Source organism: Rhizobium sp. 01T417 (assembly GCF_056398905.1).
Genome location: NZ_JBFTQH010000090.1, coordinates 1 through 2781, shown reverse-complemented (window position 1 = coordinate 2781; position 2781 = coordinate 1). Strand labels below are relative to the sequence as shown.

The following is a 2781-nucleotide window of genomic DNA, read 5'->3' as shown; positions in this document are numbered from 1 at the left end:
GGCCTCTTCAAGGACCGACTTCTCTGACTGCACCTTCGTGAGCGCTTCCTCATGGGCGGATTTTTGGCTCCATTCCCCGCTCAGCCAGAGACGCCATTCCAGAATCAGGTTTCGCGACTGGTTGATGATTTTCATCTCCTTTGCCGCCGCGTCGATCTGTTGCTCGAGTTCCGTCAATGCACTCGTGTCGATACCGCGTTCCTTCAACTTCGCTGTTCGGTCGGTATTGACCTGGGCGCAGGCGTCTTCGAAGCGTTTCGTGGCTGCCGCCTCTTTTCCATGAATGTCGACAAGTAGTTGCTCAAGCGTTCGCCCGCTTTCGTCCCTACGTTGCTGCTGTCGTGCCCGTAGCGACGCCACATCCTGTTCAAGGCGGACGCGATGCTGCGACAGGCGCTGCGTAGCCTCGTCCAGATGGCGCGCTGCTTTGTCATGAGCATCTCGCGCCTGTTCTTTCGCGGCCTCCCGGCTGCGCTGAACATCGGCACGTGCTGTCTTTAGCTGTTTCTCAGCCGACAATAGTGCCGATTTTGCGATCGCGGCTTCACTAGACTTCAGACCTTTCATGTCTTCGGCCGCGGCCCGATCAGCGCTGCGCTGAGCGAGGATCGCTTCCTGTTGCGAGACGCGATCTTTTTGCCTCTGCATGGTCTCACGGGCAGCGTCGATCTCACGCTGCAGTGCGGATTCGTCGGCCACGAGAGGCGTATCCAACAGCTCAAGGTCCAACTGGAGGCCATAAACGCTGTCCTGAATCGCACCGACGATCGGCGAAAGATCGGTGCGGTTCAGGATGTCGTCTCGCAGAACCTTTGCGATGTCCTGCGTCCACTCCGGACGCTGGCTACGCAAGACGTGGAGCACACTGTTCTCGTCTGGCGAAGCATGCATGAGCAAGGACTTGAGGGCCTGGTCAAGCTTTTGGGATTCAGCCTGCGATACGCGCAGGGCATTCTCAGTGTGTGCAAAGGAGTTTCGGGCCGCCTCATACGTCTTTTGTGCTTCGCCTTCGTGCTCGATGGCGCCCTGGTGCTTCGCGCGGGCATCATCCACCTTCGCCTCCTGCTGCTCCGCGATCTCAACGAGCGCCAAGTCGGGTTGCGGATTGGTAAACTGCGCCTTGGACTTGCCTACTGCCTCGCTGGCGAGACTGGCAGCTTCCTGCAACCCCTTCTCGCTGGAGGCGGATGCCTGCCGTACTTCGCACTCTTGCTGATCGAAATCCGCGGAGAGTGCGTCTACCCGCGCCTGATGCGCTTCCCTGGCTTCGGAGCGTTGTCGTTCAAAATTAGGGAGTCGCTCGGTGTATTCGAGGCGCAAGGTGTCCAGAATTTTTCGGTACTCGTCCTCGATGTTCGTTTGCGCGCTCAGCAGTGCAGCCTTGCGTGATTCAAGGTGCTGCCTGGCTTGAGCGATCTCCTCTTCACGATCGAGAAGGGTAGCCTTCGCCGCCACCCCTTGGTTCTGATAGGACGCGTGCTTCTGACTCAGTTGATTGAGCTTCCCAGAAATCGCATCAAGGTTACGTTCGGTTTGGTCGAGTTTATCGAGAATAATTCGAAGGGCCGCACTATGCTCCTGCTCGGCCTTTTCCAGATCCTGCTTGGCCGCTTCGTGCTCGCGCCGCTTCATTACTTGATCATCTTCGAGGGATCGGTCCAACGACAGGAACCTCGCATGGATGTTCCGAAGTTCCTGTTCAGCTGCGAGCACTGCGTCGTAGGCCTTTTGCACCGCCTCCATGCGATGCGCCTCGGCCATGACTGCCGTATAGCTCTCGAAGGCATCCGGCCAGCTCTCGATCTTCTTGCGCTCCGCGCCAAGCGAAATCTGCCCACCGGCATCGGTTACGGTGGCCACGATCATGCGTTGCAAGTCCGCGAAGTTGGTCTTGCGCATAAACATGCCGAACACGATGCGCTCGATATGCGGGAGGGGCTGACTGCTGGGGCAGAAGGCGTATTCCAGGATGTCCCGGCGATGTTGCTTCAGGTCGGAGCCATGCGCACGCTTTCCCTGGATGATCGCCCGATACTGGTCAAGCGGCATTTTCCGCGTACAGATTACGCCCCGCAACTTTAGCCGTTCAAGGAGGTTCGAGCTCGCGACGAGGGTGGTTTCGTCGTCGTGCACGAACCATTCCCGCTGGTACACACTCCGCGCGAAGCGGTACTCGACGCCATCGCCGGACTGATCCGCGCACAGGATGGCGCAGCACACGATGTCATCACGCCGATATTCATAGACGATATACGACGTGGATCTGGGCAAGTAGTAGCGCGCAAAATTCTTCTGGTTGCTGACTGGCTTTACGATCCGATCGGGACGCTCTCCATAGAACGCTGGGATGAGACGCAGCAGGGATGTCTTCCCTCGACCATTCCGCCCCGTGATCGCGGTGCCGCCGGCAAGCGGCAATTCGGTGATTCGCCCCTCGGTGTACGAGTCGATCAGAATCACGCGCTGCAGTGCGAAACGTGAACCCGATGGATCGCCGTGCAAATTCACTTGATCGCTCAACCTGAAACCTCCGTAGCCGCGCGCTTGGCGCATGTATGTCGCTTTGTGCTATATGTAGCTTTATACTACCTATAGCGTAAGGTAATGGTTGGTGTTAGCATTTGTCAATACTGGACAAATCCACAGCATCGGCTCCGTGCCTGTGGGACGCGTCACGCCACCCGCGCCTCGGGGATTCTGGGGTAGGACCAGCCCCGTGCCTCAGAACACCGATCAAACAGGTTCCGCGAACCGCCCCAATGATCTGCCGCTCACAGTCAT

1 protein-coding gene is annotated in these 2781 nt (G+C 58.1%); it reads right to left on the bottom strand.

All coding sequences use genetic code 11. The features are described from left to right. Nucleotides 1-2520 (bottom strand): ATP-binding protein (locus AC1DPR_RS31490; RefSeq protein WP_477817966.1); only part of this gene is annotated, 2520 nt, incomplete at its 3' end. Between the last annotated feature and the right edge of the window lie 261 nt (nucleotides 2521-2781).